Source organism: Henriciella sp. (assembly GCF_029936995.1).
GTDB lineage: Bacteria > Pseudomonadota > Alphaproteobacteria > Caulobacterales > Hyphomonadaceae > Henriciella.
In genome coordinates, this window is sequence record NZ_JAPYRE010000006.1 from 138,357 (window position 1) to 153,879 (window position 15,523).

The window sequence follows — 15,523 nt, forward strand, 5'->3', positions numbered from 1 at the left end:
CTTGCAGGTGCGCTGGGTGTCAGTAGGACGGGCGGCGAGCAAGGTCGAGGACTGCCAACTGCATGACGTCTTTAGAGCGACTGACAGCCTATGCCGGGGCGCGGCTGGAGAAACTGCATGCGCGCGGCCAGCACCGCACTTTAAAGCCGACCCGGCGTATGGACGGCGCACGGGCAGAGCGGGCCGGGCGGGCCGGACGCGATCTCGTCTCTTTCTGCGATAATGATTACCTGTCGCTTTCCTGTGACCCGCGGCTGGTGGCGGCCTCGCAGGAGACAGCTGCGCGCTATGGTGTGGGGGCCGGGGCTTCGCGGCTGATCACGGGTGACTGTCCGCTGAATGGACAGCTGGAACAGACACTGGCGCAGATGAAGGGACAGGAAGCGTGCCTGGTCTTCGGGTCAGGCTATCTCGCCAATGTCGGCACCATCCCTGCACTGGTGGGCAAGGGCGATACGATCCTGATGGATGCGCTTTCCCATTCCTGCATGCATGCGGGGGCGCGGCTGTCCGGTGCGGAGATCCGTGTGTTTCGCCATAATGACATGGACCATGCAGCTGAACTTATAGCGGAGGCACCGGGGCAGGTACTCGTCCTGACCGAGACAGTGTTCTCGATGGACGGCGACCTGGCGCCGCTGGAAGAACTGGGCGCGCTGTGTGAAGCACATGGTGCGTGGCTGATGACAGATGACGCGCACGGGCTCGGCATTGTCGAACAGGCTAATCCGGCGCTGGTGCAGATGGGCACACTTTCCAAGGCCGCCGGGGCGTATGGCGGCTATGTCTGCGGGCCCGCACCTGTCATCGACATGCTGGTGAGCCGGGCGCGCAGCCTCGTCTATACGACCGGGCTGCCGCCAACTGTACTCGCCTCGGCGCTGGCAGCGCTGGAGGTGATGCAAGACGAGCCGGAGCGAGCTGCCCGTGCCCGTGGCAACGCGGTGCTCTTTTGTGAACTGATGGATCTGCCATCGCCGGATAGCGTGATCGTGCCTGTGGTGATCGGAGAGGAAGCCCGCGCACTGGCCATGTCCACCGCGCTTGAAGAGGCGGGGTATCTGGTCACGGCGATCCGCCCACCGACGGTGCCGGAGGGCACATCGCGCCTTCGGATCACTTTCGCGGCCGGGCACTCGCAAGCAGATGTGCGCGGGCTGGCGGCCGCACTCAAGGAGGCTTATCGGGGATGACAGGTTATTTCGTGACAGCCATCGGCACCGAAATCGGCAAGACCTATATCAGCGCGCAGCTGCTTGAGGGCTGGCGCGCGGCTGGCAGGACGGTGCAGGCCATAAAGCCGGTAATGAGCGGCTTTGGCGAGGATGCGCTGGATGCCTCGGATGCCGGGCAGTTGCTTGCCGCCTGTGGGCGGGACGTAGCGCCGGAAACCGTTTCCGAAATCTGCCTGCATCGTTTCGAGGCTCCGCTCGCCCCGAATGTTGCCATGCGGAAGGCTGGCGTCGTGCAGGACTATGGAGCAATCCTGTCATTCGTCAGGGGCCGGATGGAAGCAGCGGGCGCGGACATCAACCTGGTCGAAGGCGCGGGCGGGGTGATGTCACCGCTGACAGACGACCGGTTACAGATCGACTTGATGGCCGACCTTGGCCTGCCCGTCATCCTGGTGGCAGCGCCTTATCTCGGCGCGGTCTCGCATACGCTGAGTGCCATCGATGTGCTGCGTGGGCGCGGGCTGGAGATAGCCCAGCTGATTATTTCGCAGCCTGACCCTGATAGCCCGCCCCCTGAGAGCCTTGGTCATGAGGTTGACCTGTTCAGGCAGGTGCCATGGCAGGGCGTTGCGCATGGCGTGAAGGTGGGACTCCTGAAATAAGGGGAATGGATACGGGGCGGCTGCTGGGTTATGCCGGGCCCATGGCAATTACCCTCATTCTCGGTGGCGCGCGTTCCGGCAAAAGCCGCCGCGCCCAGGCCCTGGCCGAAGCGGCCGGCCCGGCCCGTGTCTATATGGCGACCGCAGAAGCGCTGGATTCGGAAATGGCAGACCGCATAGCGCGTCACCAGCAGGAGAGGGGCGAGGGCTGGCGCACGATCGAGGCGCGGCTGGACCTGGCCTTTCCGCTTGAGAAGGAGATCAGGCCCGGCGAGATCGTCCTGGTCGATTGCCTGACACTCTGGCTCTCTAACCTGATGCATCATGAACGGGATGTGGAAGCCGAGGTGCAGGCATTGTGCGAGAGACTTCAGTGCACAGGCCATGACATCATATTGGTGTCGAACGAGGTTGGCCTCGGCCTTGTCCCGGAAACGCCGCTGGGCCGGGCGTTCAGGGATGCGCAGGGGCGGCTGAACCAGCAGTTGGCTGAGGTGTCAGACAGGGTGGAGTTTATTGCTGCCGGGCTGCCCCTGACACTCAAGGACTGAGCGCGGCGGCAAGCCGGGCTTCAGCGTCCGCATCCGGGGGCAGGCCGATGCGCAGGTGGCGGGCTGACCAGTCAAAGCGGCGGACATAAATTCCGGCGCGGGCGAGTTTTTCCCATAGCCCTGTGGCGTCTTCTGTCTCGATAAAACGAAAGAGATCGGTGCCGCCTGCAAGCGCAAGTCCAGCATTCTCAAGAATGATGTCGAGGCGTTGGCGAGCGGCGGCCAGCCGTGCGCGGGTTTCGGCCTGCCAGGCGAGGTCGCCATAGCAACGAGCGCCGACATCGAGGGCGGGGCCATTCACGGGCCAGACGCCGAGTTTCTCCTGCATGCCGGTCAGTATGGCGGTCGGGGCGAGCAGTGCGCCGAGACGCAGGCCTGCCAGTCCGAAGAACTTGCCGAAGGAACGCAGGACAATCAGCCCGTCACGCCCTGTGCGTGATGCAAGGCTCAGGGCGGGGTCGAGATCGGCATAGGCCTCATCCACGATCAGCCAGCCGCCGCGTACAGCGAGCCTGTCACAGGCCGCAAGAAGGTCGTCCAGGGCAAAGGTGCGCCCATCCGGATTGTTGGGCTGGCAGAGGACGATGGCGTCGGCTTCGTCTGCCGTGTCGAGCGGGTCAGCTGTCTCGATGAGTTCACATCCAGCAGCGCGCCAGACACGCGCATGATCGCCATAGGATGGCGACAGGGTGGCAACGCGCCGCGGGGCGATGATGGTGGGTAGGAGGCGAATAAGAAGCTCGCTGCCCGGCGCGATCAGGAGATGGTCCTGCGGGGCGTTGAAGGCGTGCGCCATCGCGGTGTGGCAGGCATGGTAGGCTGCCTGTGTGGGCAGGTGTTCGAAGGCTTCGGCCGGTATTGGGTCAACGGGACAGGGCCACGGATTTATACCGGTGGAAAGGTCGAGCCACGGCGCGGGAGCATCGGGAAAGTGAGCGCGCATCCGGTCCAGCGCGCCGCCATGTAACAGGTCGTCCTTCATGCGACCTCCAGCAGGAGAGCGATGGCGACGAGGAGGCAAGCACCGAGCGCCAAGGCCCGCACGTAAAGCTTGAGCCCCTGTCTTATATGCTCCGGCGCTGGATCGCCCGCGCCTTGATTGAGCCAGGGTTCGTGGCTGGTCGTCTCGCCATAGCTGCGGGGGCCGGAGAGGCGCACACCGAGGGCGCCAGCCATGGCGGCTTCCGGCCAGCCGGCATTGGGCGAGCGGTGTTTGCGGGCATCCCGCCACATAATCTTGAAGGCGGAAAGCTTTCCGGAAGCAGCCGCGACCAGCAGGCCGGTGAGGCGGGCAGGGATGAGATTGGCCGCATCGTCCAGGCGTGCAGCGAAACCGCCAAAGGCACTGTAGCGCTCATTCCGATGTCCTATCATGGAGTCGAGCGTATTCACTGCCTTGTAGGCGGCAAGTCCCGGCAGGCCGAAAATGGCCCCCCAGAACAGCGGTGCTGTGACGCCATCCGACGCGTTCTCGGCGAGGCTTTCAAGGGAGGCGCGGGACATGCCGGGGGTGTCGAGCCGGGACGGGTCGCGCCCGACAATGGCCGAAACAGCGCTGCGGGCAGCTTCCATGTCGCCTGTGGTAAGGGGATAGGCGACGCGAGCGACATGGGCGTAGAGGCTCCGCGAGGCGATGAGGCTGGAGGCAATCAGGGCTTCGACGGTAAAGCCTGCGGGTGTGTCCGGCAGTGTGAATGCGATGCAGGCGGCGAGAAGGATTGCGAGGGTGATGGCGGTGAGGCTGGCGGTGGCGCCTGCGATATAGCGCCATGTGTGTGGCCAGGTGGAGCGGTTGAGGGTGTCATCAAGCCAGCGGATGACCCAGCCGAACCAGACAACCGGATGGCGTATCAGCCTGTAGAGCCAGTCCGGCCAGCCGAAGAGGGCTTCGATGGCCCAGGCTGCAAGCATGAGGGCCGGCGCGGACATCATGGTGCAGGCTGCCAGCCGGGGGGCTGGGCCGTGGCGAAAAGGGCGTCGATGTCGACAGCCGCCTCAACCCCGTTAGCGAGTGCATCGAGCGCTTTTTCGACGGCGGCCCCATAGTCGAGCGTGGTGTGTCCGTTCCCGCCGGCGGCGGCGAGCCAGGCACGGCGGAAGCTGTCGCTTGTAAAAGCGCCGTGCAGATAGGTGCCCTGTATGCGCCCGTCCGGGCTTTGCGCGCCGTCGGTTTCGCCGCCGAGGGTGAAAAGCGGGCGGGACGTATCCGGCCCGGTGGTGCGCCCGGTGTGGATCTCGTAGCCGGAGACGGCTTCGCCCGTGCGTGTACAGGTACCACTGGCCGGGGCGACATGCTTGTCCGGGGTCATCACGGTGTCGACATCAAGCAGGCCGAGGCCATGGGCGCTTCCAGCCTCGCCATCAATGCCGTTTGGGTCGGCGATATGCCGTCCGAGCATCTGGTAGCCGCCGCAGATGCCGAGTACGTGCCCGCCTGCGCGGGCATGGGCGATGATGTCATGGTCCCAGCCTTGTGCGCGCAGGAAGGCGAGATCACCGAGTGTCGACTTGGTGCCGAACAGGATGATCATGTCGGTGTCGCGCGAAATGGGGCGGCCTGGCGGAATCCATTCGAAGTCCACGTCACTCTCAAATCTGAGCGGGTCGGCATCATCGAAATTGGCCATGCGCGAGAGCATGGGCGCGGCGACCTTCAGGCCGCTGCCGGAGCGTGTGGCTGGCTGGTCAAGGATGACGGCGTCCTCTGCGGGCAGCTGGCTCGTGGCGCTGAGCCAGGGGATGACGCCGAAACAGGGCCAGCCTGTATGGGCTTCGATGGCATCTACGCCAGCGTCGAACAGGGCCGGATCGCCGCGGAACTTGTTGATGAGGAAGCCGCCAATCATTGCGGCGTCTTCCGGCGCGAGGACGGTCTTCGTTCCGGCGAGGCTCGCGATGACGCCGCCTTTCTCGATGTCGCCAATGAGGCAGACGGGCACGCCGGCCCGGCAGGCAAAGCCCATATTCGCGATGTCGCGGTCACGCAGATTGATTTCCGAGGGGCTCCCCGCGCCTTCGACGAGGACAAGGTCATGCGCCGCTGAAAGACGCTCGAAACTCTCCATGACAGGCGCCATGAGCCGGGCGCGGCGGGACATGTAGTCTGCCGCTTCCAATGCTTCGACGGCCTGGCCATGCACGACGATCTGGGCACGGCGGTCTGTTTCCGGCTTGAGGAGGACAGGGTTGAAATCGGTGTGCGGTTCAAGCCCGCAGGCAAGGGCCTGAAGCGCTTGTGCGCGCCCGATCTCTCCTCCGTCCGGACAGGCAGCGGCATTGTTCGACATGTTCTGCGGTTTGAACGGGGCGACGCTGAGACCCCGGCGTCTGGCGATGCGGCAGAGGGCAGCGGTGAGCACGGACTTACCGACATCCGAGCCGGTGCCCTGAAGCATCAGCGCACGTGCGCTCATATCGCGCCCTCTATCTCGATATTAAGCCCGCCGATGCGGGCTTTCACGCCGTAGACGTCGGCCATGCGCTGTTCGGTCAGGGTTTCAGCGGGCGGGCCATCGGCGATGATCCGGCCTTCTTTCATCCAGACCAGACGGCTGGCATAGCGGGCTGCGAGCGGGATGTCGTGAAGGACAACGAGGGCGCCGCCGCCCCGGTCAACGAACTGGCGGACCATGTCCATGACGCGGAACTGGTGGCGCGGGTCGAGCGCGGCGACGGGCTCATCCGCGATAAGTAGCGGCGCTTCGGCGGCGAAGGCGCGTGCGCAGTGAACACGGGCGAGTTCGCCGCCGGAGAGCGTGTCGGTACGCCGATGCGAGAGGCCTGCAAGGTCACAGATGGTGATGGCGCGGTCGATGGCAGCGGCGTCTTCCTTGCTGAGCCGGCCAGGGGCTGCGCCATAGGCAAACCGGCCGAGGGCCACGACATCGCGCACCGTGTTCGGCCAGGCGAGCGGGCGCAGTTGCGGCAGATAGGCGATCTGGCGGGCGCGCTGCATAGGGGAAAGGCGTGTGCTTTCAGTGCCGCCAAGCGTTGCGTTGCCGGAGTCGGGTTTGACGAGGCCGAGCGCGGCGCGCAGGAGACTGGTTTTGCCCGCGCCGTTTGGCCCGAGAAGGGCAACCAGTTCGCCAGGGGCGAGGCGCAGTTCTGCGCCTTCGACGAGCGTGGCGTCCCCGGCTTTGGCGGTGAGGCTGGTGGTGACGAGTTCAGTCATTGACCGTGCGCCTTCGCATCGCGATCCAGACAAAGGCCGGTGCGCCGATCAGGGCAGCCACCACGCCGAGCTTGAGTTCGTTGGACGTTGGCAGGAGCCTTACCCCGATATCCGCGACAACCAGTATGAGCCCGGCGAGCAGGGCGGATGGTATGAGCGAGCGGGCCGGATCATGCCCGGTGAAGGGCCGGATCATGTGCGGGGCGACGATGCCGACAAAGCCAATGGCCCCGGCGAGCGCCACTGATCCCCCCGTGGCCAGCCCTGCGCCAAGCACCGTCCAGATGCGCTGGTTGCGCAGGTTGAGCCCGACCCCGCTCGCGGCTTCCTCGCCCAGGGTGAGTGCGGACAGCCCGCGCCGGGTAAAAAGCAGGATGGCTGCACCAGACGCGATGAAAGGTATGGCGAGGCCGACTTCCTGGAAGCTGCGATTGGCGACAGAGCCGAGCATCCAGTTGATCATGTCCGACAGGGAAAACGGGTTCGGCGCGAGATTCATGAGCAGGCTCATCGCCGCGCCTGCAAAACTGGACAGGCCAACCCCGATCAGGATGAGGGTGACGACAGATCGTGTCTGTATGGCGGCGAGCGCGATGAGGGCGGTTGCGGCCAGCGCGCCGAGGATCGCGGCGACCGGAAGGACCCAGATGGAGATTGCGGCGAGGCCGTAATAAAGCGAGAAGGTGGCTGCCAGAGAAGCCGAGGCGGAAACCCCCAGAACGCCGGGTTCGGCCAGCGGGTTACGCAAGAGGCCCTGCAATGCGGCACCACTTATGCCCAGCGCCGCACCTGTAAGGAAGGCAGCCAAGGCGCGCGGCAGGCGAATCTGCCAGATAACGAGCTGGTCGGCTGTATCGCCCGTGCCAAGAAAGGCCATCAGCACGCGGTCTGCCGGCATTGGCGTGGAACCGAGCAGGCAGGCGGCAAAGAGCGCGGCGAGTGTACTGGCCACAAGAACGGGCAGGAGGAGGGTGTTCGAATTCATGGACGGCTGTCTTCGCTGTTTGCGCCACCCACAAGCGCCTCGATGGCATCCAGGATGAACCAGCCGCCGCAAGCGGTCCATGATCCTTCCAGCTGAACGACAGTCTTGTCTTCAAGCAGGTTGCTGGCAACGGGGTGTTTCATAGGTGTCCAGGCATCGGGATGGTTTGTCAGCGTGCCAAAGAAGGCCGCAGCTATAAGGTCCGGCTGGTCATATGCCAGGGCCTCCAGCGGGATGGAGCGCCAGCCGGGTTCGGTCTGGAAGTTTTCAAGACCGGCAGCGAGCAGCATTTCATGCACCATCGAACCCGGTCCGGAGGTGACGCCGGCGGGTGTCATGTAGAGCGCGCTCTTGCCGTCCGTGCGGGCCTGGAGTTCGGTCAGGCGCGTACGGAATTCCGCGACCAGCTTGCGCCCGCGTCCAGGGTGGCCAAGCCCGTCGGCCATGTGCCGGATGATGTTCGGGATGGAGCCGACTTCTTCGCTATCGACGTTCGAGGCCCAGCCGACATTCAGGACGGGAATACCGGCGCGCTCGAAGAAGGCGGTTGCATTCGGACCGCCGCCATAGGCACGGACCACAAGATCAGGCTTCAGGATAAGCACGTCCTCTGCGACCGGGCGCACAGTGGGCAGGCCCTGGGCATGATCGCGCATATACGAGAAATCACGCGTCGCGTCCGGCGAAAGGGCGAGCACCTGTTCGCGATCAGCGAGTTTGAGGACATACTGGTCAGCACAGTAGTCGAGACTGACAATCCGCATGGGCCTGTCCGGGCCGGACACATCCTGCGACGTGCGAGGAGGGCCGCCGCAGGCAGCCAGGATGAAGGCCAGAAGGAGAATTACCAGTCTCGACATGGGCTGTGGTCTTCCTAGTAGCGGAGCCTCAGCCCAACCGAGCCGGAGAGGCCCGGTGTGCCGTAACCGAGGATCTGCTGATATTCCTCATCGAACAGGTTTTCGACCCGGCCATAAAGCTCGACGCTTTCAGAAAGCGCATAGCTTCCCGTCAGGTCCACACGCGTCCAGCCGTCCAGCGTTGTGCCGTCAGTATTGGTTTCATCTCCATTGTAACGCACAAGGACATTGCCCGAGAATGGGCCATCAGGATCGACCGAGACGGTGATATCGCCGGACTGTTCCGGCAGGCGGGTGAGTGCGTTCCCGTCCCCGTCGGTCGCGTCGATATAGGCATAGTTCGCCGATACGTTCAGCCAATCGGTAAACTGGTAAGCCCCCATGAGTTCTACGCCCTGCGAGTCCACGAATGCGATGTTGTCGTAGCCTTCGGTGAACGAGAAATCGATCATGTTCTCGGTTTCCTGGTCGAAGAAGGTGATTCCGGCTGTGGCGCGGCCATCCGTAGATCGCCATTCCACGCCGACATCGAAGGCTTCGGAGGTTTCCGGTTGCAGGTCCGAATTGGGTTCGGTGAGGCCGCAGAAAGTGCAGACATAAGTCGTCTGGAAAATGCTCGGTGCCTTGAAGCCCTGTCCCCAGCTTGACCGGATCGTGACCTGATCGGTGAGGCTCCAGGCGGCGGCGAGGCGGGCGGTGGTTTCCGATCCGAACGAGTCATGATCGTCCATACGCACACCACCTGTCAGGGTCAGCTCACTGACGGGCTTGAATTCATAGAGGGCGAACAGGCCGTCAATCGTTGCCTCTGCGTCGCCGGAGGAGGTGTCTTCGCGCTCGGCCCCGAAAGCGAAGGTGTTCATATCATTGATGTTGAGTGTGCCCTGATAGCGATAGAGCTTCCGGTCGCCCTCGGCATAGTAACTCTGGTTGCCATCGGTGAAGTTCTCGCGGGTGATATCGGAATAGCCGAGCACCAGAAGGTTCTCGAGACGGCCGTCGAAGAGCGGAGCCTTCAGGGAGAGGTTGCCGTTCAGGGTTTCGGTCTGGTTGACCTCATCGCCGTCCGCGACGCTGCCCTGTGCGCCACCGCTGAAGCTGTCGAATTCGGACTCGGTGTCATTCCACAGGACATTGGCGTCGAGACGAATGTCCTTCGGCAGGTTCAGCCCGCCCTTGGCCGATAGGGTCGTGGAGTCGTAGCCATCATCCTCTGTGTTGCCATTGGCTTCGTCTGCTTTTGAGATGCCGTCGGTCGAGATGCCATTGGCGGCAAGACGGAAGTCACCGAAATCATTGGCGTTCTCGATCGAGGCCCCGCCACGGAACGTGTTGAAGGAGCCATAATCGGCAAACACGCTGCCGCCGAGGCCGGGATCGGGCTGCTTGGTCGTGATGGAGACGACCCCGCCGATAGCATCTGTGCCCCAGAGGGTCGATTGCGGGCCTTTCAGCACTTCGATGCGGGCGATGTTGGCGGTGTCGAGGCGGGCGAAATTGTAGCCGCCACCTGTGCCCGTCGGATCGTTGACAGGCACGCCGTCGATCAGGACGAGTGTCTGGTCGCTGGAGGCACCGCGGATGCGGACGCTGGCCGAGCCGCCGAACGCGCCGTTGGAGTTGATGGTGACGCCGGGCGCCGATGCGATGGCGTCGAGCGCGAAGTCGAAGTCCAGCTTTTCGAGGTCTTCCTCTGAGATGATGCTGACGCTGGAGCCGACTTCGGTGGCCGTCTGGCCGAGGCGTGAGCCTTCGACAACAATCGGGCCGAGGCGTGTGTCTTCGGTGGTGTCCTGCGCGATGACTGGCGTGGCAAGGCCGATCGCACCTGCGCAAAGTAGGGCCGTCTTATACGACATGTGGGTTTCCCCTCGTGCACCCCGCCGCCCGGAAAGACAGGTGCGCTTCATAACGACATGCTGGCCTCATGGGTTTGCCATGCGGGCGGCCAGGCCTTTTGCGAGTGCCGTTACGAAGGAGAGGCTTGGTGCCTTCCCGCCCGCTGAGACTTTTCCCGGTCTCCGGGCGAACGACGCGATGGCAGGTCTCCTGGCTCGCCGATCTCTGCTTTCGGGCCGCCTTCCCGGAGCGGTTGGGCTCCAGTGGCATAATGGCCTTCAGCTCCTGGCTGACAGTTGCGGGTACAGCGCCGGACTTTCACCGGCTTCCCTCTTGGCCTCCGGTTGGGAGGCACCATCTGGTGGCGTCTAATGTTGCAAGTGCGAAAAAGTGTCAACAGCGTGCGGACGGAATTGGCGCGACGGGAGGGGTTCAGAAGTCGATCCCGCGCTGCGCCTTAATGCCGGCCTTGAAGGGGTGCTTCACCTCGCGCATTTCGCTGACGAGATCGGCATAGTCGCAGAGTTCCGGCTTCGCATCGCGGCCCGTGAGGACAACACTTGTGTGTTCTGAACGCGCTTTGAGGCCGTCGATCACGGCGTTGATATCGAGATAGTCATAGCGTAGCGCGATGTTGATCTCGTCCAGGACGACGAGGTCATGCTCACCGTCGCTCATCATTTCGCAGGCGCGCGCAAAGGCGGCTTCGGCCGCGGCAATGTCACGGTCGCGGTCTTGCGTGTCCCAGGTAAAGCCCTCGCCCATCGTGTGCCAGTCTACCTGGTCGGGGAAATTGGCGAAAAACTGGCGTTCGCCGGTGATCCATTTGCCCTTGATGAACTGGACAATGCCGACTTTCTGTTTCCAGCCAAGTGCGCGGCAAATGACGCCGAAGGCCGAGCTCGACTTGCCCTTGCCGTCGCCGGTGTGGACGAGAATCAGACCGCGTCCGGCATCGCGGGCTTCTGAGGTTTTCTTGCGCTGTTCGGTCTGCAGCGCCTTCATCTTCTCGCTGTGGCTTTCATCGGTGCTCATGAGAGGCTCCTTGGCGGTTGGGGATCAGGGTGACGTAACAGCCGAAACCGATTGCGGCGGAATGACTGGCAGCGGTTTCGGCGGCGGCAAGGGCGGCCTTGATGACGCCGGCATGCGTGACGATCAAGGTCTCCTGCTGGCGGTTTTCAAGCTCTGCAATGGCCTCGAGCGTACGGGCGCGCAGCATGGCGACGCTTTCCCCACCATGCGGGCGGGCATGCATGAAGTCAGATACCCATGCATTGATTTCAGCACGCGGAATATCGGCCCAGGCGCGGCCTTCCCATGTGCCGAAATCCATTTCACGCAGACGGCAATCAGTCGTGACGGGCACAGACAGTCGCTTTGACATGAAGTCCGCGAGCTGCTGGCAGCGCGTGAGTGGGCTGGTCACGATCTGCTCGACCGGGGGCAGGCCCGACAGAATGTTTTCGGCCTCCTCTGCAAAACTTTCCGCCAGGCCAAGATCCGTCATGCCGTAGCAGGTGCCGGGCGCGACAAGCGGCGTGGTATGGCGCAGCAGGCTTACAGCCATGCCAGAAGCCCCAGATAGAAGCCGGTCTCGCTGACCTGCTGGACAGCGCCCAGCGTGTCGCCTGTATAGCCGCCGAGTTTTCGTTCAAAAAAGAGGCGCATCAGGGCGTGGCCAAGGGCCAGCCCCGCCAGCGCGTAAAGCAGGGCGAAGGCGGGCTGGAACAGCAGCCAGAGGGCAATGAGCGCGCCACCTGACATGCCGGCGACCACCAAGCTCGTCACCGAGACGCCTGAGGCGACCGGCTTGCCGGTGCCTTCGTCGCGGACATAACGGCTGGTCGCGATGACCAATACCGCGGACAGACGTGACAGGCCGTGCGCGACTGGGAAAGCGAGACAGGCAATCACGACGGGCAGGGAGACCAGGGCTGCAAGTTTCAGGGCGAAGATGGCGGCGAGTCCGAGAACGCCATAGGTGCCGACACGGCTGTCCTTCATGATGGTCAGCGAGGCTTCACGCGTCAGCCCGCCGCCAATGCCGTCAAACGTGTCGGCCAGCCCGTCTTCGTGGAACGCGCCGGTCAGGATCGCGCCGAAGACAAGTGCGAGCAGGACGGCGACAATTGCCGGGAAGGCGAGTGTCGCGCTCCAATAAATACTCGCGCACAGACTGCCGATCAGCAGGCCCGTGAGCGGGTAGTAGCGCACCGATGCGGCCATGCGTTCAGGCGTGTAGGTAAACCAGTCCGGCACGGGCAGGCGGGTCAGGAACTGGATGGCGAGAGCCAGTTTTGCCAGTTCGTCCTTCATGACGGCCCGCTGACGCCTGCGCTTTCGAAACTTGCCATGTCCCGCAACATTGCCGCGGCAGCCTTGACCAGCGGCCACGCCAGCAGGGCACCTGTGCCTTCGCCGAGGCGCATGTTGAGATTGAGCAGGGGCCGAGCCTCAAGTGCTTCGAGCACGCGGCCATGCCCGGCCTCAGCCGAGCGGTGAGCGTAGATGAAGTTCTGGGCAGTTTCCGGCTTGAGCGCGCGGGCGCTGAGGGTGGCGACCCCAGCGATAAAACCGTCCACGAGGATAATCTTTCCAGCAGCTGCTGCGCCTATCATGGCTCCGGCCATGGTGACGATTTCGAAGCCGCCATACTCCATCAGGGCTGTCTGGGGTTCAAGCTGATCCGGCGTGCGGCCAGCTGCCTTTTCCAGGAGGGCAGCCTTCGCGCGCAGGCCCGCATCGTCGAGCCCGGTGCCGCGTCCGATCAGCTCTGTCACGGGAAGGCCAAGCAGCTTGGCGGCGATGAGACTGGCTGAGGAGGTATTGCCGATGCCCATTTCGCCAAAACAGGCGACCGGATGGCTGCCCTCCGCGCCGATCTTGCGGCCATTCTCAAGCGCACGGTTACATTCGGCTCCACTCATGGCCGGGCCTTCGATGGCGTTTGCCGTACCGGGCGCGATGCGGCGCGAGATGAGATTGGGGGCTTCGACAGGTTCGCCTGCGACCCCGCAATCGACGACCTGGACGTCTGCACCGAGAGACCTGGCGAAGACGTTTGCCGCCGCGCCGCCTGCGAGGAAGTTGGCCAGCATCTGGCGTGTGACATCCTGCGGATAAGCGGACACGCCGGCCCCGGCCATGCCGTGATCGCCGGCGAATATGGTCAGCCGGCAGGTGTCGGCGACCGGGTTTAGGGAATGCTGGATACGCGCGATCTGTGCGGCCAGTGTTTCGACCTCCCCAAGCGAGCCGACGGGCTTTGTCTTGAGATCGATGGCGCGGCGTAGCGTGGCCTCGAAGTCGGTGGGCTGTTGCGTCATGGCGGCTCCCCTACAGCAGGCAAGTGCCATTTGCGAAGGCTTTTTATGCCTCAACGTCGCGCAGGCTTGTGAGGACGAGGCGCCGCCACATACGTTCCTGAAAGCTTTCGGGCTTTTCCAGCCCAAGACGCTTCATATGCGCTTCATACTGAGTAACGGCCTGTTTTGACGGCCCTTTCAGGATTGCGCTTAGGAGGTAGCTGATCCGTCTCCAGCGCGTAGAGGTCCTGTCCTGGAGATGCTCAAGCGCAAGTGCCAGATCCTGTTCGGTCTCGCTGAGTTCCGTGCCGAACGGATACGCGGGCAGCGCAGTGGTGTGCGGGGCCAGCGCAGCTTTTATGACGTCGGGTGTGTTCAGGCGCCAGGCTTCCGGCACCTTGAAACCAGGTGACAGTTTACCTGCTGCGACCGCTTCTTCGACCAGCCCGTCAATGAAGCGGGCATCGGTGATCGCGAGCATCCGCTTGACGCATTCTTCATCCGGCTGGCCACGCAGGTCAGCCACGCCATATTCTGTGACAACGATGTCGCGAAGGTGACGCGGCACTGTGGTATGACCGTAGGACCAGACGATATTCGATTCCGCTTTGCCTTTGCTCTCGCGCACGGCCTTCAGCAGGATGATGGAGCGGGCGTTCTCAAGTTCATGCGCCTGAGCGACGAAATTGTATTGCCCGCCGACGCCGCTGACGACGCGGCCATCTTCCAGCGCATCTGAAGTGACCGCACCAAGGCATGTGGCCTTCATGGCGATGTTGATGAAACGGGCATGCTGGCGTTCCTTGCGGCGCACAGCCTCGTTGCCGAACAGGGCGTTCACATCATCAACGCTGGTCATGTTAATCAGGCCAAGGGTTTCGTCCGAGGCTTCGCGAAGGCCGCGATAGAAAGTCTGCGGGCCGAGGAAGAAACCCCCATCTATGGTGATGTTACGGCCTTCATGCGCGGCACGGGAAAAGACATCCGCACGCAGGAGCTCGTACATGCCGAGCGTGAACATTTCCGTGCAGCCATAGAGCCCTCGCTTGAAAGCATCATAGCCGCCTTCCTCATCTGCCGGACCTGGGGGACCGGGCAGGGCCGTGACAGCCTTCCGGAACTGGTCGGGCGCCTGGTGGCGCAGGCGTACCGACTGGGCGGCCCCATCCCCGAGCGACCCGATACCGATCTGTAAAGTCCCGCTATCCTTCACCAGACGGGCCGCGCGCAAGCCGATGGAATAGCTGGTTGTGTCCACCCGCGGGGCGGGCGGTCCGGCCAGGTCATAGGGGCCGGCATCGAGCAGCATGTCGAATTCGCCAGCCGGGACTTCGGCATCGTTCGGCATGAAGGGCAGTCGTTCGTTAAGCTCGCCGACGACGATGAAGTTTTTCCGTCCTACCTTTTCGCGCATGAGCGGGATGAGATCGAGACTGAGGTCTGAATTGCAGGACAGGCTGTAGCGTCCTTCACGGGATGAAATCATCTGGCCGAGGACGTTGGCCCGCTCGGCAATAATGCGGCGCATCGCATGGGTGTAGTTCACGCTGTTATAGTTGCGCTGGGCATAGCTGTTGGAGAGGAGTGTGCCTGTGGCGAGGAAAAACTCCTCGATCTCGATATTTGCCGGCAGCCTGCCTGCGGCCCGCGCCTTTGCGTAGGCAAGATCCGGGTAATCCCCGAACAGCTTGTCGAGCACGGGTGCGCCGAACCGTTCCTGCAATCCGCCCCCGAGAGACGGGCGCACAATGGAGAGCGCGGTGTAGATTTTCAGCGAGATGCTGCTGTCAGCCTCTGCCAGACCATAGAGCGCATTGGTGAACCGGTTCGCCTTGCCAAGACCGAGAGGCAGGGCAAGACGAATATCCTTGCCGAGCCTGTCGATGACAGCCTCTGCGCATTTTTCAGCCGTATCAAAGGCCTGCGGTCTGAAGGTCGGGTGGCCGCCAGCTTGCCCCTCTGACATTGCGTC

Annotated in this window: 15 protein-coding genes and 1 riboswitch; of the genes, 3 read left to right on the forward strand and 12 right to left on the reverse strand. The window is 63.4% G+C overall.

The window, feature by feature from the left end:
• The first annotated feature begins 62 nt into the window (after window positions 1-62).
• The 3 genes from Q1K31_RS13825 to cobU are packed head-to-tail and all read left to right on the forward strand — an operon-like array spanning window position 63 to window position 2,388.
• A complete protein-coding gene (locus Q1K31_RS13825; protein ID WP_300380718.1) occupies window positions 63-1,193 on the forward strand; it encodes an 8-amino-7-oxononanoate synthase in 1,131 nt (376 codons plus the stop codon).
• Window positions 1,190-1,837, forward strand: coding sequence for a dethiobiotin synthase (gene bioD / locus Q1K31_RS13830; protein ID WP_300380721.1), 648 nt, complete (start codon window positions 1,190-1,192; stop codon window positions 1,835-1,837). The genes Q1K31_RS13825 and bioD overlap by 4 nt, the downstream gene beginning before the upstream one ends.
• 41 nt (window positions 1,838-1,878) lie before the next feature.
• Window positions 1,879-2,388 carry a bifunctional adenosylcobinamide kinase/adenosylcobinamide-phosphate guanylyltransferase gene (cobU, locus tag Q1K31_RS13835; protein WP_300380723.1) on the forward strand — a complete coding sequence of 170 codons (510 nt, stop codon included), beginning with the start codon at window positions 1,879-1,881 and terminating at the stop codon, window positions 2,386-2,388.
• On the opposite strand, the gene cobD is transcribed toward cobU, so the two are convergent.
• The 12 genes from cobD to Q1K31_RS13895 all read right to left on the reverse strand — a co-directional run bounded on the left by cobD (window position 2,378) and on the right by Q1K31_RS13895 (window position 15,517).
• Complete coding sequence (gene cobD, locus Q1K31_RS13840) at window positions 2,378-3,370, reverse strand: threonine-phosphate decarboxylase CobD (RefSeq protein WP_300380726.1); 993 nt, start codon at window positions 3,368-3,370, stop codon at window positions 2,378-2,380. The two genes, cobU and cobD, sit on opposite strands and share 11 nt — an antisense overlap.
• Entirely contained in the window at window positions 3,367-4,317 is a 951-nt protein-coding gene (gene cbiB, locus Q1K31_RS13845; protein ID WP_367187590.1) for an adenosylcobinamide-phosphate synthase CbiB, read from the reverse strand. Before cbiB ends, cobD begins: the two co-directional genes overlap by 4 nt.
• Window positions 4,317-5,801, reverse strand: coding sequence for a cobyric acid synthase (locus Q1K31_RS13850; protein WP_300380732.1), 1,485 nt, complete (start codon window positions 5,799-5,801; stop codon window positions 4,317-4,319). Before Q1K31_RS13850 ends, cbiB begins: the two co-directional genes overlap by 1 nt.
• On the reverse strand, window positions 5,798-6,559 hold the full coding sequence (locus Q1K31_RS13855; protein WP_300380734.1) for an ABC transporter ATP-binding protein: 762 nt from the start codon (window positions 6,557-6,559) through the stop codon (window positions 5,798-5,800). Before Q1K31_RS13855 ends, Q1K31_RS13850 begins: the two co-directional genes overlap by 4 nt.
• Window positions 6,552-7,544 carry an iron ABC transporter permease gene (locus Q1K31_RS13860; protein ID WP_300380737.1) on the reverse strand — a complete coding sequence of 331 codons (993 nt, stop codon included), beginning with the start codon at window positions 7,542-7,544 and terminating at the stop codon, window positions 6,552-6,554. The genes Q1K31_RS13855 and Q1K31_RS13860 overlap by 8 nt, the downstream gene beginning before the upstream one ends.
• Window positions 7,541-8,404: an ABC transporter substrate-binding protein gene (locus tag Q1K31_RS13865; protein WP_300380740.1), complete on the reverse strand. Its 864-nt coding sequence runs from the start codon at window positions 8,402-8,404 to the stop codon at window positions 7,541-7,543. The genes Q1K31_RS13860 and Q1K31_RS13865 overlap by 4 nt, the downstream gene beginning before the upstream one ends.
• A gap of 14 nt (window positions 8,405-8,418) precedes the next feature.
• Entirely contained in the window at window positions 8,419-10,263 is a 1,845-nt protein-coding gene (locus Q1K31_RS13870; protein WP_300380743.1) for a TonB-dependent siderophore receptor, read from the reverse strand.
• A 162-nt stretch (window positions 10,264-10,425) separates the two neighbouring features.
• Window positions 10,426-10,617, reverse strand: a riboswitch (cobalamin riboswitch).
• A 58-nt stretch (window positions 10,618-10,675) separates the two neighbouring features.
• Window positions 10,676-11,278, reverse strand: coding sequence for a cob(I)yrinic acid a,c-diamide adenosyltransferase (gene cobO, locus Q1K31_RS13875; protein ID WP_300380746.1), 603 nt, complete (start codon window positions 11,276-11,278; stop codon window positions 10,676-10,678).
• Window positions 11,265-11,813, reverse strand: a complete 549-nt coding sequence (gene cobC, locus Q1K31_RS13880) for an alpha-ribazole phosphatase (protein WP_300380748.1) — start codon at window positions 11,811-11,813, stop codon at window positions 11,265-11,267. Before cobC ends, cobO begins: the two co-directional genes overlap by 14 nt.
• Window positions 11,804-12,562: an adenosylcobinamide-GDP ribazoletransferase gene (cobS, locus tag Q1K31_RS13885; protein ID WP_300380751.1), complete on the reverse strand. Its 759-nt coding sequence runs from the start codon at window positions 12,560-12,562 to the stop codon at window positions 11,804-11,806. Before cobS ends, cobC begins: the two co-directional genes overlap by 10 nt.
• Window positions 12,559-13,572: a nicotinate-nucleotide--dimethylbenzimidazole phosphoribosyltransferase gene (gene cobT / locus Q1K31_RS13890; RefSeq protein WP_300380754.1), complete on the reverse strand. Its 1,014-nt coding sequence runs from the start codon at window positions 13,570-13,572 to the stop codon at window positions 12,559-12,561. Before cobT ends, cobS begins: the two co-directional genes overlap by 4 nt.
• Window positions 13,573-13,615: 43 nt before the next feature.
• Window positions 13,616-15,517, reverse strand: coding sequence for an acetyl-CoA hydrolase/transferase C-terminal domain-containing protein (locus Q1K31_RS13895; protein ID WP_300380757.1), 1,902 nt, complete (start codon window positions 15,515-15,517; stop codon window positions 13,616-13,618).
• Window positions 15,518-15,523: the final 6 nt, after the last annotated feature.